Origin of the sequence: Thermanaerosceptrum fracticalcis, assembly GCF_000746025.2 — a bacterium.
Lineage (GTDB): Bacteria > Bacillota > Peptococcia > DRI-13 > DRI-13 > Thermanaerosceptrum > Thermanaerosceptrum fracticalcis.
The window spans coordinates 864,888-887,082 of sequence record NZ_CP045798.1 but is presented as its reverse complement, the minus strand read 5'-3'; the positions used below and the strand labels follow the sequence as shown (position 1 = coordinate 887,082).

21 protein-coding genes are annotated in these 22,195 nt (G+C 45.5%); 19 read left to right on the top strand and 2 right to left on the bottom strand.

Annotation, left to right across the window (positions count from 1 at the left end; genetic code table 11):
• Positions 1–48 precede the first annotated feature (48 nt).
• Both BR63_RS19725 and BR63_RS04655 read left to right on the top strand, forming a co-directional pair.
• Positions 49–171 (top strand): hypothetical protein, encoded by a 123-nt coding sequence (locus BR63_RS19725; RefSeq protein WP_276568950.1) that lies wholly within the window; start codon positions 49–51, stop codon positions 169–171.
• 163 nt (positions 172–334) lie between these two features.
• A complete protein-coding gene (locus BR63_RS04655) occupies positions 335–1,846 on the top strand; it encodes an aminotransferase class I/II-fold pyridoxal phosphate-dependent enzyme (RefSeq protein ID WP_034419875.1) in 1,512 nt (503 codons plus the stop codon).
• A 21-nt stretch (positions 1,847–1,867) separates the two neighbouring features.
• Here the strand turns inward: BR63_RS04655 and BR63_RS04650 are convergent, their stop codons facing one another.
• Positions 1,868–2,791 (bottom strand): L,D-transpeptidase family protein, encoded by a 924-nt coding sequence (locus tag BR63_RS04650; protein WP_051965377.1) that lies wholly within the window; start codon positions 2,789–2,791, stop codon positions 1,868–1,870.
• Positions 2,792–3,025: 234 nt separating this feature from the next.
• Here BR63_RS04650 and BR63_RS04645 point away from each other — a divergent pair, with 234 nt between their 5' ends.
• The 16 genes from BR63_RS04645 to BR63_RS04575 all read left to right on the top strand — a co-directional run bounded on the left by BR63_RS04645 (position 3,026) and on the right by BR63_RS04575 (position 21,057).
• Positions 3,026–3,889 (top strand): patatin-like phospholipase family protein, encoded by an 864-nt coding sequence (locus tag BR63_RS04645; protein WP_034419878.1) that lies wholly within the window; start codon positions 3,026–3,028, stop codon positions 3,887–3,889.
• A gap of 229 nt (positions 3,890–4,118) precedes the next feature.
• On the top strand, positions 4,119–5,441 hold the full coding sequence (miaB, locus tag BR63_RS04640; protein WP_034419880.1) for a tRNA (N6-isopentenyl adenosine(37)-C2)-methylthiotransferase MiaB: 1,323 nt from the start codon (positions 4,119–4,121) through the stop codon (positions 5,439–5,441).
• Positions 5,442–5,601: 160 nt separating this feature from the next.
• Positions 5,602–8,235 carry a DNA mismatch repair protein MutS gene (mutS, locus tag BR63_RS04635; RefSeq protein ID WP_034419881.1) on the top strand — a complete coding sequence of 878 codons (2,634 nt, stop codon included), beginning with the start codon at positions 5,602–5,604 and terminating at the stop codon, positions 8,233–8,235.
• A gap of 30 nt (positions 8,236–8,265) precedes the next feature.
• Positions 8,266–9,930, top strand: coding sequence for a hydantoinase/oxoprolinase family protein (locus BR63_RS04630; RefSeq protein WP_034419882.1), 1,665 nt, complete (start codon positions 8,266–8,268; stop codon positions 9,928–9,930).
• A 4-nt stretch (positions 9,931–9,934) separates the two neighbouring features.
• Positions 9,935–11,251, top strand: coding sequence for a histone deacetylase family protein (locus tag BR63_RS04625; protein ID WP_034419884.1), 1,317 nt, complete (start codon positions 9,935–9,937; stop codon positions 11,249–11,251).
• Positions 11,252–11,260: 9 nt separating this feature from the next.
• Complete coding sequence (gene mutL / locus BR63_RS04620; protein ID WP_034419886.1) at positions 11,261–13,078, top strand: DNA mismatch repair endonuclease MutL; 1,818 nt, start codon at positions 11,261–11,263, stop codon at positions 13,076–13,078.
• A 73-nt stretch (positions 13,079–13,151) separates the two neighbouring features.
• Positions 13,152–13,877 (top strand): class I SAM-dependent methyltransferase, encoded by a 726-nt coding sequence (locus tag BR63_RS04615; protein ID WP_051965378.1) that lies wholly within the window; start codon positions 13,152–13,154, stop codon positions 13,875–13,877.
• Positions 13,874–14,866: a tRNA (adenosine(37)-N6)-dimethylallyltransferase MiaA gene (miaA, locus tag BR63_RS04610; protein ID WP_051965379.1), complete on the top strand. Its 993-nt coding sequence runs from the start codon at positions 13,874–13,876 to the stop codon at positions 14,864–14,866. Before BR63_RS04615 ends, miaA begins: the two co-directional genes overlap by 4 nt.
• Before the next feature lie 36 nt (positions 14,867–14,902).
• Positions 14,903–15,139 carry an RNA chaperone Hfq gene (hfq, locus tag BR63_RS04605; protein ID WP_034419891.1) on the top strand — a complete coding sequence of 79 codons (237 nt, stop codon included), beginning with the start codon at positions 14,903–14,905 and terminating at the stop codon, positions 15,137–15,139.
• 400 nt (positions 15,140–15,539) lie between these two features.
• Positions 15,540–15,956, top strand: coding sequence for a hypothetical protein (locus BR63_RS04600; protein ID WP_034419893.1), 417 nt, complete (start codon positions 15,540–15,542; stop codon positions 15,954–15,956).
• 219 nt (positions 15,957–16,175) lie between these two features.
• Positions 16,176–18,791 (top strand): PAS domain S-box protein, encoded by a 2,616-nt coding sequence (locus BR63_RS04595; RefSeq protein ID WP_051965380.1) that lies wholly within the window; start codon positions 16,176–16,178, stop codon positions 18,789–18,791.
• A 12-nt stretch (positions 18,792–18,803) separates the two neighbouring features.
• Complete coding sequence (locus BR63_RS04590) at positions 18,804–19,064, top strand: MCP four helix bundle domain-containing protein (protein WP_034419895.1); 261 nt, start codon at positions 18,804–18,806, stop codon at positions 19,062–19,064.
• A 147-nt stretch (positions 19,065–19,211) separates the two neighbouring features.
• Positions 19,212–19,451, top strand: coding sequence for a hypothetical protein (locus tag BR63_RS04585; protein WP_034419897.1), 240 nt, complete (start codon positions 19,212–19,214; stop codon positions 19,449–19,451).
• 127 nt (positions 19,452–19,578) lie between these two features.
• Positions 19,579–20,475: a response regulator gene (locus tag BR63_RS04580; RefSeq protein WP_420825493.1), complete on the top strand. Its 897-nt coding sequence runs from the start codon at positions 19,579–19,581 to the stop codon at positions 20,473–20,475.
• Positions 20,402–20,563, top strand: coding sequence for a GGDEF domain-containing protein (locus BR63_RS19460; protein ID WP_420825492.1), 162 nt, complete (start codon positions 20,402–20,404; stop codon positions 20,561–20,563). Before BR63_RS04580 ends, BR63_RS19460 begins: the two co-directional genes overlap by 74 nt.
• Before the next feature lie 158 nt (positions 20,564–20,721).
• Positions 20,722–21,057, top strand: a complete 336-nt coding sequence (locus BR63_RS04575; protein WP_034419898.1) for a hypothetical protein — start codon at positions 20,722–20,724, stop codon at positions 21,055–21,057.
• Here BR63_RS04575 and BR63_RS19960 read toward each other — a convergent pair.
• Positions 21,047–21,193 (bottom strand): arsenate reductase family protein, encoded by a 147-nt coding sequence (locus BR63_RS19960; RefSeq protein WP_420825501.1) that lies wholly within the window; start codon positions 21,191–21,193, stop codon positions 21,047–21,049. The two genes, BR63_RS04575 and BR63_RS19960, sit on opposite strands and share 11 nt — an antisense overlap.
• On the opposite strand from BR63_RS19960, the gene BR63_RS04565 reads away from it, so the two are divergent.
• Positions 21,161–22,159: a hypothetical protein gene (locus BR63_RS04565; RefSeq protein WP_187142901.1), complete on the top strand. Its 999-nt coding sequence runs from the start codon at positions 21,161–21,163 to the stop codon at positions 22,157–22,159. The two genes, BR63_RS19960 and BR63_RS04565, sit on opposite strands and share 33 nt — an antisense overlap.
• Positions 22,160–22,195: the final 36 nt, after the last annotated feature.

Here is a 22,195-nt window from a genome sequence, read left to right as displayed (position 1 = left end):
TAAATAGAGAGAATATATGTCATGAAAAAGAACAGGAGGCAGAGAGATATGTGGTTTTTTATCTTGCTCGTTTTCTTCTTCCAAATACTATTTCTTGTACTGCTCTTAGATAAACTGGATAAAAGGAATCAGGTAGTGAAAGAAGAAATAAGCTGTGACCACCACCACTAAAAGCCCTGCAGGGCTTTTATTTTTTGTATAATCACGAATATTGGCAGGTAAATAAAATATTTTTATTCGATATTTTGCATAAATTTCTTGTATTTCACCTAAAAATGTGCTTAAATATTTTCATTGTGTTGTTTTTCATTGTGAGCAAAGAGGTGATCTCAAAATGAAACAAAACCGTTTTAACCAAAACCAAACACCTTTGTTTACGGCATTGATGAAATATGCCAAAGATGGTACAATTCCCTTTCATGTACCAGGTCATAAACAGGGAAGAGGCAATAGAGAACTCCAGTCCATCCTGGGAGAAACCTGTTTAAATATTGATTTGACCTGCATGGAAGATTTAGATAATATCTGCAATCCCGTCAGTGTCATCAAGGAGGCCCAGGCCCTGGCCGCCGAACTTTACGAGGCGGACAATGCTTTTTTCCTCGTAAATGGTACCACCAGCGGTATCCAGGCTATGATTATGAGTGTCTGCGAACCTGGTGATAAAATCATTATTCCCCGCAACGCCCACAAATCGGCAATCGGCGGCATCATTATGAGCGGGGCTGAACCCATTTATATTGAACCTGAGATAGATGAGTACCTGGGCATTGCCATGGGGGTAAAACCGGAAACGGTAGCCCAGGCTCTGGAAAGACACCCGGACGCTAAAGCTGTTTTTATAATTAATCCCACTTATTATGGTATTGCCTCCAACCTCAAGGCCATTGTCAATATAGCCCATGCTTATCATGTACCCGTGGTGGTAGATGAGGCCCATGGCGCCCATTTGTTATTCTCTGACAAGCTGCCCCTTTCCGCCATGCAGGCGGGGGCAGACCTTGCGGCCAGCAGTACACACAAACTGGGGGGTTCTTTGACCCAAAGTTCCATCTTGCTGCACCAGGGTTCGTTAATTAATCCTAAAAAGGTGAAAGCGGTGTTAAATCTTACCCAAACCACAAGCCCGTCCTATATCCTTTTAGCCTCTTTAGACATTGCCCGTAAACAGCTGGCCCAGCATGGCCGTGAAATGGTAAAAAGAACCTATGACCTGGCACTCTGGGCACGGGAACAAATCAGTAAAATTGACGGTCTTTATGTCATGGGGACAGAGGTAATCAGTGAACCTGGCGATTTCACCCTTGATCCTACGAAAATCGTGGTCAATGTACGCGCCCTCGGTTTATCCGGTTATGACGTAGAAAAAATCCTCCGCAAACAATACCGCATTCAATTAGAATTATCGGACCTGTTTAACATCATTGCACTGGTCAGTATAGGCGATGATGAAACCACCCTGGGACATTTGATTAAAGCCCTGGAGGAAATCGCCAACAGCCAGAAACTAAAGAATGTAGTAAAATACTTTATACCGTTACCTGCCATACCCGAAGCAGTTATTTCTCCCCGCCAGGCCTTTTACAGCGAAACCAAAACACTTCCCCTCAATGAGGCGGAAGGAGAGATCAGTGCCGAAATGATTATGGCTTATCCGCCGGGGATTCCCATCATCTGCCCGGGGGAAAGAATCACCCAGGATATCATTGATTATGTCAACGTTCTCAGGAGTGAAATGGCGGAACTGCAAGGTACGGAAGATCCAGAAGTTAAGCAAATCAAGGTCCTTAATAAACGGCTTGTGCTCATCCAAAACAAAGATAATATTGCTGAACAGGTAATTTAAAAAGGGCGAGACAATCGCCCTTTAATATTTTATGCCCAGGAGTTCATATTCCTTATAACCAACTTGTCCCGTTGCCGGCAAACCATGGCTTTTCTGAAACTCCATGACCGCTTTTACCGTACCATAACCGTATCTTCCGTCTGGTTTGCCCTGGTAAAAGCCGCGCCGCCATAATTTCTCCTGGATAAACCATACATCGGAACCGCTGTCACCCTGGTTCAGTCTTTTCAGACCGCCGGACATATACCCAAAAGGATTACCAACCACTGTTACACTTGTGCCATATTTAATCCAGGGATAAATTGTTTCTACATCTTTATTCCACATGCGAAAACAGCCATGGCTGGCCATGGAGCCGATACTCCACGGTTTGTTGGTTCCGTGTATACCGTAAACCCCCCAGGGCACATTAAGACCCATCCATCTTGTACCAAAACCCGTGCCCCAGTTAACCGCCTTACTGGTTACTTTCCAATTTCCGATAGGGGAGGGTGTCTCCGCTTTACCAATGGCGATAGGGAACTGGGCATAGGGTATCCCATTGTTTAAAACAACCAATCTCCGTTTAAATGTATCAATAACAATGGAGACTTCACCTGCGGGAGGGGGTAGCAGTGGTTTCCTGGCCATCACTTTTTCCGCTTCACCGGCCAGCTTCAACCAGACATGGTATCTTACTATGCCATCTACAGCAAGACCCATTTCTTTCTGAAATGCTTTGACCGCATTAACAGTCATCTCATCATATTTCCCTGTGATTTCACCGAAATAGAAGCCGGTCATCAGCAGGGCTTTCTGGACTTCTTCTACCACAGAGCTGCTATTAAATGGATCAGCCTGTAAAATATCGTTGAACTCCTCCGTACAACAGGTTTCCTGATGATGTTTGTCTGGCACGGCATAACTTAAGGAACAAGGGAAAATAACCCAAAGACCTATCAACACGCTAACGATAACCCTTTTAGACAGCTTAATTATTTTAGCCTCACCTCCTGGAATATATTTTCTCCTTGTTATATCCCAGTAATACTGCCACTGGAAAGTAATTATTGGGAAATCCCCTTTGAAAACAGAACATGGTAGCATTTCCCAGGTAATATTTAGTATATAGTATTTTCACCAATCCAGGTACTGCCATCATATAGTGTAGTAGTATCCCAAATTCAAGGTGAGGAAACTATGACACTGGGATTAGTACTTTCCGGAGGAGGCGTGAGGGGAGCAGCCCACATCGGCGTGCTTAAAGCTCTCCACGAAGCCAAAATCAAACCGGCTATGGTTTCCGGCACCAGTGCCGGTTCAATTGTAGCAGGACTATATGCCTATGGTTATTCCCCCGAGGAAATAAAAATATGTGCCAAGGAGATTTCTTCCCGCTATTTTGACATAGATTACTCGGGCATCCTTGCTTCTTTGGTTAATCTATTTTTCCACGGTACCCCGACCATCAGTGGTTTAATCAAGGGGGATCATTTAGAATATCTCTTCAATAAGTTCACCAAAGGCGCCTATCTGAAAGATGCCAAGATTCCCTTGGCCATTACGGCCGTAGATATTAACAACGCCCATATTGTTACGTTCTGTTCCCATCCCCTGCGCACTTTGCTCACAAACGACTACGTCTACCTCTATAATTATCGGTTTTCCGAAGCCATCCGCGCCAGTATCGCCATTCCGGGCATTTTTAAACCGAAAATAATCAACAACATGCGACTGGTGGATGGGGGTATCCGGGATAATCTGCCGGTGGATATTATCCGCCTGATGGGGGCAAAGAAAGTAATCGCCGTTAATTTAGGTTACAGTGGTACTCCTGTACCGGGTGTAGATAATATTATTGAAATAGCCCTTCAATCCATCGACTTGATGATTTACCAGATCACCAGGCCCAGTTTAGCCACGGCCGACATTATCATTTCTCCGGAAATCGAAAACGTAAAACACAAAGATCTTTCCAAAATTGACTATATTGTCGACTGCGGTTACAAGGCTACCCAAGAGGCTATGCCGCGGATCAAACAAATGTTGCTAAATTATTACTAATTCTTTAGCTGCAAAATTACAGAAATTTTGCTATAGCAGTTATATTATGTGAATACTTGTGATAAAATTGAATCAGACCTAATCTCCTTCCCTCTTAAGGCCCCCTTGGGGCCATTTTTTGTGGGATTGAAAGAGGGAAAGTATTGACTAAAAAACTAAGATATGATTTCCTGTAACTAGCCCTTCTGGGTATACTAAGAAAAAAGACACGGAACGGAGACAGGGTACAATGAAATATCATCTTGTCACTTTTGGCTGTCAGGCTAATGAAAGAGATTCTGAAACTATTGCCGGCCTTCTAAGAGAAATTGGTTATGAAAGGGTGGAGGAACCTACCCAGGCGGACCTCATCCTTTTTAATACCTGCTGCGTCAGGGAAAAAGCGGAAAACAAAGTATTAAGCCGTATTGGTGAATTGAAGGACTTAAAGTCCCAAAATCCCCATTTAATCATTGGTATTTGCGGCTGTATGGTGCAGCAAGAAAAAATAGTGGAAAAAATCCGCCGGCGGGCCCCTCACGTTGATCTTATTTTTGGTACCCATAACATTCATGAACTGCCGGAATTGGTGCAAAGCATCAAGAATTTGCGAGTTCCCCAGGTCCATATCCTCCCTGACCGGGAAGAAATAGTGGAAGGCTTGCCCAGTCACAGAGAATTCCCTTTTAAAGCTTTAGTGAATATTACCTATGGTTGTAATAATTTTTGTACTTACTGTATTGTTCCCTATGTCAGGGGTAGGGAAAAAAGCCGTTTGCCCGAGCATATCCTTAAAGAGATTAGTGCGATGAGCGAGGACGGGGTTCTAGAAGTCATGCTCCTGGGTCAAAACGTTAACTCCTATGGTAAGGACTTGACTCCGCCTACCACTTTTGCCGAATTACTACAACAGGTCAATGCCATACCCGGACTGGCCAGGATTCGCTATATGACCTCACATCCCCGGGATTTTAGTGATGAATTGATTTCGACTATTGCCGGGTTAAATAAGGTATCCCGTCATTTTCATTTACCCGTACAGGCAGGTAGTAATGACATACTCCGCAAGATGAACAGAGGATATACGAGAGAAGAATATTTAACCTTGGTCAGGAAAATTAAAAATACTTTCCCCGAGGCCAGTATTACCACCGATATAATCGTTGGTTTTCCCGGTGAATCGGAAGAGGATTTTGAGGATACCCTTAAGCTGGTGGAGGAAGTGCGTTTTGATTCAGCCTTTACTTTTATCTACTCTCCCCGCACGGGGACACCGGCCGCCAAAATGCCGGAACAAATTGCGGAAAGCGTGAAAAAATCACGTTTACAGCGGCTGATGAAATTACAAAACCGCATCAGCTTAGAGATAAACCAGCAGTTAAAAGGTAAAGTGATGGAGGTTTTAGTAGAAGGAGAAAGCAAGACCTCCCCGGAGATGCTGACCGGGAGAACAGATACAAATAAAACCGTTATTTTTCCCGGTCCCTTAAGCCTCACGGGAAAATTAGTCCCCGTAAAAATAACAGTTCCCCAAACCTGGATTCTCAAAGGGGAATTAGTTGAGGTAATTTAATACCTTGCTGTACCATTAAAAAGGCGCGTCAAGCTTTGGCTGTGCGCCTTCGTTATTTTTATTGATCATCCCTAGTCATAACAAGCCTATGGTATAATGGTATGGAACAATTGAAAAATTTCCTCATTAAGAAACTATTGGCAATTAGGCAGGAGGATTTATGTTAGGCAATACACCCATGATGAAACAATATCAGACCATTAAACAAGAGCTGCCGGATACTATACTTTTTTACCGTTTAGGCGATTTTTATGAGATGTTTGGTCCCGATGCGGAACTGGCTTCCCGGGAATTAAATATAACCCTTACGGGCCGGGATGCCGGCCTCAAGGAGCGCATCCCCATGTGCGGCGTACCCTGTCACGCCGCCGAAAGCTATGTGGCCAAGCTCATTCAGAAAGGTTTTAAAGTAGCGATTTGTGAACAGGTAGAAGACCCTAAAGAAGCTAAAGGAATTGTCAGGCGTGAGGTTGTGCGCATTATTACCCCCGGTACAGCCCTGGACAATCTTTCCTTAACAGTACCTGCCAGCAACTATTTAGCCAGCATTACCGGGAATGAGGCAGGTTTGGGACTGGCTGTTTGCGAAACATCAACGGGTGACTTTTGGGTTAGCCAGTTCACGGGAACTGATCAGTTAAAAACCCTCAAGGATGAGTTAACCCGTCTTAAACCGGCGGAAGTCCTGGTGCCCGCCGGGGCAGCTTTTAACCCGGTGCATCTCTTTGCCAATCAGGAAAAGCCCTTACTTACATACTATGACCCCAAAGCCTTTGCATACCATCTGGCCCATAAAACATTAAGAGAACATTTTCCCCCGGATTCCCTTCGTACTTTTGCAGGCAGCGATTATGCACCGGCTGTCTGTGCGGCAGGGGCCATCCTCCAGTATCTAACTGAAACACAAAAAGCCCCCCCTCGCCAAATTAAGGAGCTAAAATATGTCAGCCTGCAAAATTACATGACCCTGGATGCCACTACCTTTCGCAATCTGGAAATCACCCGTACCATCCGCTTCCATGACAAAAAAGGAAGTCTCCTGGATATTATCGACAAAACCAAGACCTCATTGGGTTCACGTCTCCTGCAGCGTTGGCTGGAACGGCCGCTCTTAGACCTGAAAGTCCTGGAAGAAAGGCTTAGCGCAGTAGAAGCCTTGAGCCAAGACTGGGCGAAGAGACAAGCTATCCGTTCCGCTCTCGCTGAAGTATATGATTTGGAAAGATTGCTCACACGCATTCTCTACGGGAGAGCCAATCCCAAAGAATTACTCTCTTTCAGGCAGTCATTGTCCGTCCTGCCCCAGCTTAAAAATATTCTCCACTCCTTTGCAGGGTCCCATCTGCTCAATACTTTGCTGAAATCTTTTGACACCCTGGAAGATGTTTATGCTTTACTGGAGAAAGCCCTGGAGGAGAACCCGCCTTACAACCTGAAAGAGGGGGGCGTTATTAAATCCGGTTACAATCCTACCATTGACCAGCTTAGAGAAGTCAGTACCAATGGTAAAGAATGGATTGCCCGTTTAGAAACGGAAGAAAAAGAAAAAACAGGGATAAAATCTTTAAAAGTGGGGTTCAATAAAGTATTCGGTTACTATTTTGAAGTCACCAAAGCCAATTTAGCCTCCGTCCCCGGCTATTTTCAGCGCAAGCAGACTTTGGCCAACGGCGAAAGATATATTACCGAAGAACTAAAAAACCTGGAAAACCAGGTGCTGGGTGCAGAAGAAAGACTTTTAGCCCTGGAAGAGGAGTGTTATCATAATCTCTTAAAGGAGATTGGTAATTCGGCAGGCAGGATTCAAAATACGGCAGAAATCCTGGCCCACATCGATGCTTTACAATCCCTGGCCGAGGTTGCCGTACAGAACGGTTATGGGCGGCCCCTTCTCCTGGAAAAAGAAAAAAATCACCTGGAATTCGAGGAACTGCGCCATCCCGTTGTGGAAAAAGTACTAAAAGATACGCTGTATATTCCCAACAACCTGCACATGCCGGAAGCCGTAAATCTCTATATTATCACCGGACCTAATATGGGTGGAAAAAGCACTTATTGCCGCAGTGTGGCCTTAGCCGTTATTTTAGGTCAAATTGGCAGTTTCGTACCTGCTAAAAAGGCCGTATTCTCTTTACGGGACAGGGTCTTTGCCCGGGTAGGAGCCAGTGATGACCTGAGCAGCGGTCAAAGTACCTTTATGGTAGAAATGAATGAAGTGGCCAATATCCTGAGCCACGCTACCCGGCATAGCCTGGTCATCCTGGACGAAGTGGGCCGGGGAACCAGTACCTATGACGGGCTCAGCATGGCCTGGGCCGTCAGCGAACACCTGGTGCAAAAGGTTGCCGCCAAAACTCTATTTGCCACCCATTACCATGAACTTACCCAGTTAGCCAATATGGAGCCCTCGGTCCACAATCTCTCCGTAGCCGTCAGAGAACGGGGAGAAGAGATTATTTTCCTGCACCAGATCATGCCGGGAGCAGCCGATAAAAGCTATGGCATCCAGGTGGGCCGTTTGGCGGGCCTGCCCGATTCCGTGATCCAACGGGCCAAACAAATTTTAAAACTCCTGGAACATGACAACTTTAACAGGCAAATACTCGAGCAAGAGAATACTCTTTCCCAGGATGATCCCCTACCCCAACCTGAGTTGTCTCCAATGGAAAGGGAAGTGCTGGATACTCTTGTAAAGACTAATGTACTGAATTTAACGCCACTGGAAGCTTTAAACTATCTCTACCAGTTACAGCAGAAACTCAACAAGGAACAAAGAAACATAGCGGCCAAATAAGGGTCGATATATCTCGAGGGGGGATAACCTATGCTCATAGGTATCGACGTGGGCGGTACTTTTACGGATGGTGTCTTACTGGACAACTTCACAGTGAAAGAATGGGTAAAGGTTAGAACGAAAGAAGATTTAACCCGCTCCATCCAGGAAGTGTTAAATCATTTGCTGGAGCATACCGCTCAGAAGACAATAGAACGCCTGGTCCTAAGCACTACCCTGATCACTAATCTTCTGGCGCAGAAAAAATATGAACCTGCAGGTCTACTGCTTCTCCCCGGGCCGGGCGCCAACCCCTACCACCTGTCCCTGCCGGGTGAATTTGTGGTCCTTAAAGGTGCCATCGATTACCGGGGCCGGATCATTGAACCTATAGATCTGAAAGAAGTAGAGGAAGCCGCCGGCTACCTGCTCTCCAGGGGTTTAAAGAGGATAGTAGTGACCTGTAAATTCAGCCAGCGGAATAACACCCTGGAAAAACAAGTTGTTCGGCATTTACAGCATAAATATCCTGACTTAAAGGTGAAAGCAAGTTTCGAAACCAGCGGCCTCTTAAACTGGGTGCGCCGCATCAATGCCACCTATTATACCCTGGCTGTGGAAGAGGCCTGTCATCATTTTCTCAGCCACATCTCCCATACCCTGGAACGAATAGGGTTAAAAAGTCCGGTCTACATCATGAAAGCTGACGGGGGCACCATACCTCTGGACCTCTCCCGCAAATATCCCTTAGAAGCTATTTTCTCAGGCCCTGCCGCCAGTACCTTAGGGGGCATGGCCTGCACTTCCCCGGACATCACCAGTGTGGTGATGGACATGGGGGGAACCACCACGGACCTGGCTCTTGTTCTCAAAGGAACTCCTTTGCTTTCCTCAAAAGGAGCCACCATCGGTGGTTTTCCCACTCCTGTGCGTGCTCTGGCCGTGGCTTCTCTTCCTATTGGCGGAGATACCCCTCTAGTTGAAAACAACCGGCAGCTGGCTTTTGGCCAAAGAAAAGGACCTGCCCTTTGTTTGGGCGGGCCTGAACTGACGCTAACGGATATTTTGGTATATCTGGGCTACAGCTCTTTAGGCCAAAAAGAAACCATCGCACCATTTCTTCATGACTTAGCAAACCGTTTGGAGCTTTCACCCCGGGAAACGGCGGAAAGAGCCCTGGACCTCCTGATTTCACTGCTGGAAGAAGCATTAACACAGATGTATACAACCTGGGAAGAAGAACCGGCCTATAGAGTGTGGCAGGTGATGGCCGAAAAAAGCGCCAGGCCCCGTACTCTAATTTGCCTGGGCGGCCCTGCCGAAGGCATAGGGCAGTTATGGGCAAAAAAGAGAGAGTGGCAAGTAATTGTCCCCACCTATGCCAAAATCGCCAACGCCATAGGCGCGGCTTTGGCCTGTACCACCTTAAACCTGGACTTTGTAGCGGATACGGAAAACCTGGTTTTTTATACCAGTATAGGGGGAAAACAAGGGACGCTGGAACATCCCTTACGTACTTTGGACGAAGCCAGAGCATTTGCCTTAAGCTTGCTGAAAGAAATGAAAGGGGACTGGCAAAACCATGAGCTGGAGCGGGTGGAGACCCTCTATGAGGAAGGGTTTAATATTGTCCGGGAGTGGCGGACAAGAGGGAAAATATATCAGATAGGGCTGCAAACTCCTCCCGGTATCCTGGGAAAGGTAAAGGGGGCATAGAAAGATGGAGAAAACAGGTCTGATATTTTTCCCGGCCTTTGACTGGGCTATTTCCCCCACCCACCCGGAAAGAGAAGAGCGTCTCCTTTATACCAGAGACCAAATTTTTGAGGAAGGCATCATTGATCATCCCAAAATTATAGAATACAAACCCCGCCTGGCCGAAGAAATCGATATTCAAAGAGTCCATTTCTGCGTACCCGATATAAAGAGCCAAACCACTACGGCTCACCTGATTTCTGCCGGCAGCACCCTTAAATTAGCCGATGCCTTGATGAGCGGAGAAATCCATAACGGCTTTGCCCTGGTGCGGCCGCCTGGTCATCATGCCATGCGTGTGGTTCACGGCAACCGCGGCTTTTGCAATATTAATAACGAGGCCATTCTCGTTGGATATCTGCGCACGAAATACAAAATAAAGAAGGTAGCCATCGTTGATACTGATGTTCACCACGGCGATGGGACCCAGGACATCTTCTACCATGACCCCGATGTTCTGTTTATCTCTTTTCACCAGGACGGCAGGACACTTTATCCCGGTTCCGGTTTTGTGGAAGAAGCCGGGGGGCCGGGGGCTTATCTCACAACCATCAATATCCCCTTACCGCCCGGTACAGGTGACAAAGGTCTTTTAAAAGTATGGCGGGAAATTATCAAACCGGCCCTGGAGGCTTTTCAGCCGGAAATCATCATCAACTCGGCCGGGCAGGACAACCATTTTACTGACCCTTTAGCCAATATGAAAGTGAGCGCCCAGGGTTATGCCCAGCTCACGGCAGAACTTAAGCCCCATCTGGCTGTGCTGGAAGGCGGTTATGCCATAGAAACGGCCCTTCCCTACGTTAATCTGGGCATTCTTTTGGCCCTGGCCCAGGAAGATTTCAGCTGGGTGAAAGAACCGGGCTGTCATTCCGGCCAATTAGCACAATCCCAGGAAGTTGACCGCTATGTAGATAAGATTATTCAATACTGGCAAAGTAAGCTGGCCGGGAAGAGACCTGATAAAGAGCAACTGTTTGGACCTGACAAAAAATACGTAAGACAGCGCAGCATTTATTATGACACGGACCAGATCCATGAACACCAAACAGAGACGGTAGAATACTGCCCCGACTGCCCTGGACTTTACACAGTTTCCTCCCAGGCGGCCAAGCATTCAGGTAAAAACTATAAAATCTGGGGCTTATCTATTCCTTACAATGCCTGCCCGTCCTGCGTGCAAAAAGGGTATGACCTGTGGGAAAAACCAGGGAGTCTTCCCGGTTATCATTTCCTTTATCTACAGGATAAATCCAGAGACGTATATCTTACCGGAAAATAGGTGATAGATTTGCCCAAAGTAAACCTCCTCGATGAACTAACAGCCAACCAAATCGCCGCAGGAGAAGTCATAGAAAGGCCTGTATCTGTTGTAAAAGAATTAGTGGAGAATTCTTTAGATGCGGGAGCCCAAAATATTCTGGTGGAAATTCGCGATGGCGGTCTGACGCTCATTCGAGTCAGCGATGATGGTGTGGGCATGTCCCAAGAGGACCTTTGCCTTGCCATCAAGCGACACGCCACCAGCAAACTCCAGTCCATAGATGATTTGCAGAACCTCTATACCTTAGGTTTTAGGGGAGAAGCTCTTCCCAGCATCACCGCAGTAGCCAGAGTGGAAATTTTTACCCGTGAAAAAGAGGCCCCGGCAGGAACCAAACTGCGCATAGAAGGCGGGGATATCAAAGAAATTACCCCGGCGGGGTCACCGGTGGGGACCACAGTTTCTGTTACCGACCTCTTCTACAACACGCCGGCCCGCCGCAAATTCCTGCGTCCACCGGGTTATGAGGGGAGCCTGATTCATGAACTCCTGCTGCAACTGGCCCTCAGCCATCCCGAAATCAATTTCCGCTTGCTGAACCAGGGAAGGGATGTCCTGAATACCAAGGGAATCAACCGCCTGGAGGATTTACTTACCCATTTTTATGGCAATAATGTAAGAGAAGCGTTAATTAAAATTGAAGGAAAAGCCTCCCAGGGCCATGTCCAGGGGTTCGTCACAGGAGCTACATACCACAAAGTAAACAGGTCGGCCATTCATTTTTTTATAAATCACAGGCGGATCATCTCCAGGGAATTGATGAAAGCAGTGGAAGAGGCCTACGAAAATACCTTACCCAAAGGACGTTTTCCTGTGGCCGTACTGCATATTAATTTACAACCCTCTTTAATCGATGTGAACGTTCATCCCAGTAAACTGGAGGTACGCATACGCGATTCCTCTTTTAGTAAAGATTTATGCTTACTGCTGAAAGATAATTTACAAACAAATTTAAGCCTTCCTAAATTTCTTATTTCCATAAAAGAACCGGCTTCCTTCAGCCCCAAACCACTTCCCAGCCAGGAATCATGGCAGGATTTTTACAACTGGCAGGGCCAGGCTGTTCCCATAAAACAGGAGGAAAACGAAGAAGAAAGTAAATTCAGTTATCAAGATGACGTGGAAAAGCCCGTTCATACACCCCCTGCACAGGTCCAAGAGGAAGTACCCGCTTTCCAACATCATACTGGCGGCTTTGCGAAAGAAGATTTGCCCCTCTTAAAGATTATTGGCCAGATGGCCGATACCTTTATCCTGGCCGAGGGTGAGGATGGTCTCTATATTATTGACCAGCATGTGGCTCATGAAAGGATTCTCTATGAAAGACTGCTGAAACAGGCGGAAAGCGGTACGGTAGAAAGCCAGCTTCTTTTACAGCCTGTAACCCTTCAACTGACTGCGATGGAGGAAGAACTCATCGTAGAACACATCCTGCTCTTAAACGACCTGGGAATTATCTTGGAGTATTTCGGCCCACGCTGTTACCTTCTCCGTGCCGTTCCCACCGGTGTCGACGAGGACCCGGGAGATTTCTTTTTCCAACTCCTGCAGGAGTTAAGCAATAAGGTAAAAAAATTAACACCTGCAGACATTAAGAAAGAAGTTTTGCTCGTCGCTTCATGTAAAGGGGCCGTAAAAGCCAACCAGAAACTGACTCTTGCCGAGATGACCGGTCTCCTCCATGACTTAAAAAATACCGATCATCCCTCAACCTGTCCCCACGGCAGACCGATTTTTTATCGTCTAACGCATACAGAAATTCTCAAAGCTTTTCGGCGAATCTAAAGAAAGGGGGAGCATACACCTGAAAGTTGCAGTTACTACCTCCCGTGAACTCCCAGCGTTAATTGATCGGGCTGTGAAGATTGCTGAAGAATTAGATATACCATACATACCCCGGGCTAAGAATAGCCTGCAAAAATTAAAAGAGATATATGAGCTGGATTACTTGCTGGTGGTTGAACAAAATCAGGTAATCCTCAAAGGAAAAGAGGTCCTGTTCTGGCATCCCAGTATGGCCGTTCCCCGTTTAAAAGCCTTAAGAGAAGGGAAAAATGACCCCATGTTGGAGGCAATGAAACTAAAGCCAGGCTATCACGTACTGGATTGTACCCTGGGGCTTGGCTCTGATGCTCTGGTGAGCGCCTATGGGGTAGGAAGCGAGGGACACGTCACCGGACTGGAATCCAGTAAATATATTGCTTTTATCACCAGGTGGGGACTTGAGAATTTTAACGGTCAGAACACCCATGTCAAAGCCCTTTTATCCCGAATAACCGTGATTAATCAAAGATATGAAGAATACTTAAAGAACCAGCCCGATGACCGCTATGAGGTAGTATATTTTGACCCCATGTTCCGTAAAGCCCTTCATAACTCACCATCCATGAATGCTTTACGGCCCCTAGCCAATCATCATCCCCTGGAGCAAGGGTCTATTCATGAGGCGTTACGTGTGGCAAAATTCCGGGTGGTCGTCAAGGAAATGGCAGGCGGCTTAGAATTCTTAAGGCTTAGCCCTGATTATGTTGTCGGCGGTAAATATAGTCCCATTGCTTATGGTGTTTGGGAAAAGAATGAGTGAAAAACCAAAACTTTGGTAACAATAGGAAAGGGGAGCATTACTTGTTACCCGTCATCGTGATTGTAGGACCTACAGCTGTGGGCAAGTCTAAACTTGGTGTGGAAGTGGCCTTTCAATTAAAAGGGGAAATCATTTCCGGGGATTCTATGCAGGTATACCGCGGTATGGATATAGGTACAGCCAAAATAAAACCTGAAGAGATGAAAGGTATTCCCCATTATCTCATCGATATTAAAAATCCTGATGAATCCTTTAGTGTTGCTGAATTTCAAAAACTGGCCGAAGAACATATCAGTCTTATCAGGGCCAAAAATAAGTTTCCCATGATTGTAGGTGGCACAGGGCTCTACATCCAGTCGGTAATAGACCCCTATGAATTCACGGAACAAAAGGATATTACAGAACAACGTAAGAAATTTTACACATTGGCTGAAACCTATGGTAAAGAATACCTTCATAACTTACTGAAAGAGATAGATCCGGACTCAGCGAAAAAAATCCATCCCAATGACCTTAAGCGGGTTACCAGGGCGTTGGAATATTTTGCAGAAACGGGAAGGCCCATTTCCCGGAATAAAAGTGCTTTCCTTAAAAATAAACAAAAATACAATACATTTTTTATCGGTCTAACCATGGAGCGCTCCATACTTTATCAAAGAATTAACCAGAGAGTAGACCAGATGATAGAGGAGGGATTAGTCGAGGAGGTTCGTGAACTGCTGGCCAAAGGATATTCCCCGGAACTTCCGGCACTGCAAGGGATAGGCTACCGGCAGATTATTGGGTATCTGAAAAACGAATATGATTTAGACCACGCCGTATACCTCATCAAAAGGGACACACGTCACTTCGCCAAGCGGCAGTTAACCTGGTTTCGCCGGGATCCCCGCATTAACTGGTTTAATGTTGATCCCCAAAAGAATATTGAAGAATTAATTCCCGAAATAGTTTCTTTATTTAGCAGGACTATCCATAATGATGTAGAATAGAAAAGAGAAGTTATCTAAGTTTCGGAGGGACACAGTATGACAAAACAACAAATAAACCTGCAGGATTCATTTTTAAATCAGGTCAGAAAAGACAACATCCCCGTGACAGTCTACCTTGTTAACGGTTTTCAATTAAAAGGCAATGTTAAAGGCTTCGATAATTTTACCGTTATTCTTGAAATGGAAGGCAAGCAGCAAATGGTCTATAAACATGCCATTTCTACCATCTCACCCTTCCGGCCCGTCAATCTATCCGCGGAACATAAAGCCTAGCACGAAAGTCCCCATACCGGGGACTTTTTCATTTCTTAGAGGTGGGCACGCTCCACTATTCCAGGCACCATTCCGCCGAAAATGCATAATTTGTTAACCCCCTGAACTAATTGTTACAAAACCTGACAAGGCCCCGGTGAAGCTTTCCAATCTTAATATGTTCAAACAAAAGGATTTCGGCAAAGAGGCAATCGATACTATGGTCAAGACTATAGGCAATTGAGATTGAAAGGGGCCTATGGTATAATCTTATAAAAGCATTGTATTATTTTACGATGAGAAAACCATGTCTGTTCACACCGTAAAAATAGAATTAGAACTACCAAATTAAGCAGGTGTGTCCCTCCCCTTATTAGTCTGAAGAGGTGATATAAGTGCATCAAATTTTATGGAGAGAGTGATGCATCAGGCTTTGGATATCGCAAATCTTGATAATGAAGTTGACGTTGATGAAGTAACCCTGGAAGCACTAAAAAAGTTGTATGAATGTTCAAAGAAAAGTGGGGTGCCTATTTCTTTTGACGTTGCAGAGATTGTTGAGCCAGCGTTACATTCTTTTGAAAGAGTAATAATGCCGGGAAGTGTAGGTTTGACACTTCATAACGCAAATCAAGAATTTATTGTAGAAAATGTATTTTTTCATCCGAAGTTCTCTGGACTCTGCTATAGAGGTAGATATACTTCTCAGAAGAAAAATTATAATACCGTTATTATTTTTCCAATAACATCTCTTGCAGAAATCCTGGGGGAGAGCCAAATAGGGTATTACAACTACCATACTGGAGAACTACATAAGAAATTAGAACAAGACATATAATACATGCTTGATTCCAGCGCAGAAAGTAGAGGTTTTTTACCCACCTGGTTTCATGATAGGGATTGTAGGATAATCTTCCTCAGAACACGAAATGAGGAGGATTTTTTTATGACAAAAGCCGAAATAAACCTAGCGAAAAAACACTATACAACTTCCGCAGCCGTATATATCAGTACCTTAGATATAAAGAACTTCCGGACCAGGATAGGAGGGTAAAGGATGGAAGAAAAATTTATGCAGGAAATTTTGCGGCAGGCGCCCTTCGGCTATGCTTACCACAAAATATTGCTAAATGACCGGGGCGAAGCCAAAGACTATATCTTTCTGGATATAAATCCTGCTTTTGAAGAAATGACCGGGTTAAGAAGGGAAGCTATCCTTGGGAAAAGGGTGACGGAAGTCCTGCCAGGCATCAGAAGCAGCGGTTTTGACTGGGTGGATTTTTACGGCAAGGTAGCCTTGACCGGCGAAAGGCAGGATTTCACTCAATATACAGAGCCTCTGGGGCGCTGGTATAAAATAACCGCTTTTGCTCCTCTAAAAGGGTATTTCACTACCATTTTTCAGGACATCACCTTGGAAATGGAACGTATACAAACTTTAGAGATGCAAAAACAAAAGATTCGAGAATTGGCCACAGAACTGGAAACCGTGTTCCAAGGCACCCAGGACGCCATGTTCCTTGTAAGGGTGGAAAACGGTGAATTCCGCTACATCAGAAATAACGCCGCCCATCAGACATTGACAGGTTTCAGTCTGGAGGAACTGCATGACAAAACCCCTGTTGAACTGGCAGGGAAAGAAATAGGCGAAAATATTGAGGTTAACTACCGGCGGTGCGTGGAGGCCGGGACGGCCATAATTTATGAAGAAACCCTCGAGCTTCCCGCTGGTGAAAGAGTTTGGCTGACAAGCCTCACTCCTGTATTTGAAAATGGAAAAGCAAAATACCTGGTGGGCGCAAGCAAAGATATCACGTTGCAGAAAAAGGCAGAAAAAGAAAGGGAAGAACTCCTCCGCCGCCTGCAGACCATGTTCAATGAACATACCGCTGTCATGCTCCTCATCGAGCCAATAACCGGCAAAATTGTGGAAGCCAACCCCGCTGCCTGTGCTTTTTACGGCTATACCAGGGAAGAACTCATTAGCATGCATATCCAGGACATCAACATGCTGCCCAAGGAAGAGGTAGAAAGACTGCGGCTTCTGGCCCTCCGGGGAAAAGAGAGGTATTTTGTTTTTCCTCACCGCTTGAAGAGCGGGGAAATCAGGCTGGTTGACGTTTATTTCTGCCCTGTAACTCATAGCGGAAGGAAATTGCTTTTTTCCATTATCTTTGATGTTACTGACCGGGAGAAGTATAAAGGAGAACTGCACCGGGAAAAAGAACTGCTGCGTACCACCCTCCTTTCCATCGGCGACGGCGTGGTCACCACCGACCAGGCAGGCAGGATAACGGCCCTTAACAGGGCAGCGGAAGAAATAACGGGCTGGAGTGAAGAAGCAGCAAAAGGCAGGCCCTTTGCAGAGGTGTTCAAGCTGATCAGTAAAAATACCGGCCAAGAGGTTGAAGAACCGGTAGCTAAAGTGCTACGGACGGGAAAAACTATCGGCTTGGCTAACCATACAGCACTGATCAATAAAGAAGGTCGCCAGATCCCTATCGCTGCCAGTGCAGCTCCCATCAAAGACGAGAAAGGTCAAACTTTCGGTGTAGTCATGGTTTTCCGCGATGTTACCCAGGAAAAAGAAAAGCAGGAAAAAATCCTCTACCTGAGCTACCATGACCCACTGACCGGCCTTTACAACCGCAGGTTCATAGAAGAAGAAGTCAAGCGGCTGGATATGTCCCGGGAACTGCCCCTGGCGGTAATCATAGGGGATGTCAACGGGCTGAAACTGGCTAACGATGTCTTCGGCCACGAAGAGGGGGACAAGCTTTTGAAAAAAGCGGCAGAGATCATAAAGGAAAGCTGCCGCAAAGAAGACATCATCGCCCGCTGGGGCGGGGACGAATTCCTCATCCTGCTGCCCCGGACTACGGCCAAAACTGCAGAAGAAATCATGAAGAGGATCAAAAACAGGTGTTTGCAAGTAAGCGGCGGAAAGGTGCAATTGAGCATAGCCATGGGTTATGCAGTGAGGACAAAAGAATCAGAAATCCTTAGGCAAACTATCAAAGAAGCCGAGGAATGGATGTACCGCAGAAAATTAATGGAGGGCAAAAGTTACCGTAGCGCCATTATCAATACCCTCCTTGCCACCCTGTATGCCAAAAGCACAGAAACGAAGGAACATGCCGAACGCCTGAAAAATTATTGCCTGATGATAGGAAGAAGAATGAAGCTTTCCGTCAAAGAACTGGATGAATTGGCTCTGCTGGCAGTACTGCATGACATCGGCAAAGTGGGTATTAAAGAAAGTGTCTTACAAAAGCCCGGACCTTTGACTTCCGCAGAATGGGAGGAGATAAAAAAACATCCCGAAATCGGTTACCGCATTGCTCAAAATACCCCGGAGCTGGCTTCTATTGCCGACTACATCCTGTGCCACCATGAGCGCTGGGACGGACAGGGATATCCCCGGGGATTAAAAGGAGAAGAAATACCTTTACTCTGCCGCATTTTGGCTGTGGCGGACACTTATGACGCCATGACCAGCGACCGTACGTACCGCAAAGCCATGAGCAGGAAAGAGGCAATTGCTGAGATAAAAAGAAATGCGGGGACGCAGTTTGATCCTGATGCGGTTGAAATATTTCTGGCGTTTATTAAGGAAAGGGGATGTATTGAACATTTGATGACAGTTTTAAAAGCTAAGAATTTTAAGAAATAAGTAGGCATTCCAGTGAATTGGTATAACAACTTAAAAATACGCACCAAGCTCATCGGCGGTTTTTTAGTCGTTGCCTTTATTGCCTTAGCTTTAGGCAGCTTCGGAGTGCACAACATCAGAAAAATTGACAATCTGGACATAAAACTTTACGAAACGATGACAGTCCCTTTAGGTGAAATGGCAATTATTGTAGAATCATATCAAAGGATGCGGGGGAATGTGAAGGACATTCTGCTGACAGATGACCCTTTGCCGTGGTGGCGGAAGAGGTGAGAAAGCTGGTCGAACATTCATTCGGCCCAGACGGCAAGCAGCATCCAAAATGTCATCCAAAAAGTACGGGCAGCCGTTGATAAACTCACTGCCAATGCAGGGGAGATCCTTCAATTTATCGATGATAAAGTAGCTCCCGATTATGATATGCTGGAAAAAACCGGTGAACAGTATGCAGAAGACGCGCGGTTTGTCAAAGCCCTTACCGAAGAATTTGCCGCCGCAGCTTCCCAAATTGCCTCATCCATCGGTGAAGTGAATACCGCCATTGAAGGAGTGGCGGCAGCCATTGAAGAAGCCACTTCTTCTCAGGAAATTGCCAATAATGTTACAAAAACTGCCAAAGCTCTGGAAGGGGTAGCCCAAACTGCCCAGGCTCAGGCGTAAATGGCCGAGAAGCTGAGTTCTCTGTGGCGAGGTTTAAACTGTAAATAATTGGTGGAGTAAAGCGATAATTTTGGGTGGTAATAAATGCGAATAGATAATATGCAAAAAAAATAAGAAGATACTGCTGGTGGAAGACAGCCGCTTAACTGCTAAGATTGTAGAAGATTTCTTGCATAAATGCGGGTATGAGATAGAAACCGCTATTACAGGGGAAGAAGCGGTGCAAAAGATAAGTGGCGGCTTTCCGCCGGACCTGGTTCTGATGGATATCGAATTGGCGGGGGAAATGGACGGAATAGATGACGCCCGCAGAATAATTAAATCCCGGGATATTCCCGTTGTATTTCTCACCGCCAACACATCCGGGGAAATTATTGATAAAATAAAAGAGGTTAAGGCTTATGGGTTCGTGTTAAAAGGCATAGATAAAGCTGCATTGCTATCCACAGTGGAAATGGCTTTGAAACATCATGAAGCAAATACCCATGCCAGAATGTTTGAGCGGCTTTTTGAAAACTCCTTGAATGAACTCTATATTTTTCATCCGAAGTCCTTAAAATTTGTTGCTGTAAACCGCGCTGCCAGAAAAAACCTGGGATATACAATCGAAGAACTGAACACCATGACACCCCTTGATCTCAAGCCCGAACTTAACCTGCAGAGCTTCAGGGAACTCCTTTCCCCTCTGGTCAGCGGGGAACAGGAGCAGGTCTTATTTAACACAGTGCACCGCCGGAAGGACGGTTCCCTGTATCCTGTGGAAATAAATTTACAGCTTTTGCGATTACGGGGAGACGTTAAAAGCATGGCTGAATTGATTAAGAACAGGATCCGCAAAATAGATACCCTGGCCCGCTGGGGCGGGGAGGAATTTGTTATACTTCTGGCCGGATACAACAGTAAAAAATGCGGCCTGTTTAGCGGAAGAACTGCGGGAAAGTTTAAGCAAAATGGATATACCGGGCGTAGGTCGTATAAATGCCAGTTTCGGAGTTGCCGGTTACTGTCCGGGGGACACGGTTGATACATTGGTGAATAAGGCAGACAACATGATGTATGAGGCAAAGGCTGCCGGCAGGAACTGTGTGCGGTATATGAATGAATGTGAATAGCTATTAAGATTAGCGACCCTGGGGTAACCCCGGGGTTTACTTTTGATACAACAATTTTGTCACTAACCCATGACAAAGAAAATGTCAATGACAAAAGTGCCGGTCTTATTGTTTTTATATGCCAGATACTAGTATTGTTAACCTATGAGGTGAAGGTAATGGGTGATACCCTAATACATTTCAAACTAAATTTGAAAACTGGTTTTTTCAAGTCTGAGCCATATATACTGACAATAACAGATGAATCGCTAACCTTTGTTCAAAGTCGCAAAAAATCGAGGAATGTAATAAATATTATTCCTTGCGCGAATGTCAAATCAATTGCTATTTTTGCGGGTTCACCCATGGAACTGGAAATCAGGACAGAAAAGGAGGCGTTTATTGGAACCTTGCAAGAACCTGTTGATTTGTACGGTGTGATTGCGTCCTTGGAAGCTGTTTTTGGCAAAAAGTTTTCCCACGTTTACAATTGCCATATTTTCTTTATCCTTTGAAAGTTATTTGTTCCAGAAAAGTTTGATAAACAGTTTCCTTAAAGCCGGTAATTAAATGTTGACCGTCTGTCAGAATGGGACGAACCATTATTGAAGGATTTTCTTGAATAAGGCCTATGATCTTTTCTTCCTGCATATTACCGAGATTGGGCTGGAGTTTTTTGTAAGTTTGGCTGTTAGTGGTCATTGTTTTTACCTTCGGCAAACGGTTCTTTTTTTACTTAGGGAGGAAGGTTGGGCTAAAGCCCTCCAGCCTATCAAAGACATGGTACCTGAATTTAAAAAGGCTTATGAAGCCTTGCGGGAAAAGTCCTATGCTCTGTTACTGGCCGGGGGTGGCGTAGGGTTGATTATCGCCAATAATTTTGCCAACTACAGCCGTTTCCCTGAGGCCCGTAATAAGATTGACAAGTATTTTGTCGTGCTGTTGATTTCTTTTGCGGTCAGTTATCTCATAGGGGAAGGGAAGAAAACCTGGCTTTTTAAATTTGCCAGGCTGGCCAGCAAGGATTTATCCCGCCTGCTGCAGAGAAAAATTCCTTATACCGACGACCACGGCCTTGTCCTCTTCACGGGCTTTGCTGTAGGGCTTTTGTTGGACGCACCCCTCATTTTATTGGAAGGGTACACTGAAGCGGAAAAAATGCCGGAGGCGGAAAAAAGCAAACTCCTGGCTGAACTGGCCAGCATAAAAAAACAATGGGATGAAGGGGAAAAAACGGCGGATAAAAGTGACCCCGGCTACAAAATCTTGAAAAATCAGTATGAGGAACACATAAAATATTTAGAAAATTCCATTCAACAAAAAGACTATGAAAAATACCTGCTGCAGGTTGACAAAGCCCAGAAGGAGGCAGAACTTGAAGCCCAAAGCCAGTGGGTCAAGCAAAGGCAGGTGGATTACATTGCCGTAAAAGAGGAAAAAGCCCTGCTGGAAGCGGCCTTAAAAGGCTACGGGAGCAGGAATAATGATGTGAAAAATATTGAAGAAAGGTTAAAGCAGCTTGCCGAGAGGGAAAGGGAGTTGACCCAAACCTTATCAGCCCACAATGCCATGAATGTTATGTCATCTTTTGCGGCATGCATAATTTGCTCTATGTAGATGCCTATATGGATGACATTACTATTGAAACCATGT